The sequence below is a fragment of the Streptomyces sp. DH37 genome (assembly GCF_029813835.1).
Classification (GTDB): domain Bacteria; phylum Actinomycetota; class Actinomycetes; order Streptomycetales; family Streptomycetaceae; genus Streptomyces.
Map to the genome: position 1 here is coordinate 1 of NZ_JARVKV010000247.1, position 388 is coordinate 388.

The 388-nt window shown below is 68.8% G+C and carries 1 protein-coding gene; it reads right to left on the reverse strand.

The window, feature by feature from the left end; all coding sequences use genetic code 11:
* Positions 1 to 125, reverse strand: a 125-nt coding sequence (locus tag QC029_RS30875) for an adenosylhomocysteinase (protein WP_279559140.1), incomplete at its 3' end; no start/stop codon positions are given.
* Positions 126 to 388: the final 263 nt, after the last annotated feature.

Below are 388 nucleotides of genomic sequence, written 5' to 3' on the forward strand. Positions count from 1 at the left end.
ATCGCCATCAGACCGGGCATCTCGTGCTCGGCCAGCGTGATCTCCTTGCGGCCGAACGCGGCCAGGGACAGGTCCGCGACCATGAAGTCCCGCACGGCGCCGGTCGAAGTGTCGGTCGTTGTCATCAGGAAGCTGCTCCTCGGTCGGTCGAGGTGGTACGGCTGGCTGGTCTGCGGCAGCGGGCAGGAGCGTGGGAGCGGACACACCGGTGGTGCACCGTCGTGTGCCGTCGTCACCGTACGCACTTCACGGACGTACGTGTCCCCTGACCGCAGCGCAGTCCGTCGGAGGCCCTCTCTCCCACGGCCGGCCCGTGTGGCCGCCCGACCGCCATCAGCAGCGACGTCTGTGCCCTCACGAGGCTACACGTTCGGCATGTCACCCGGAC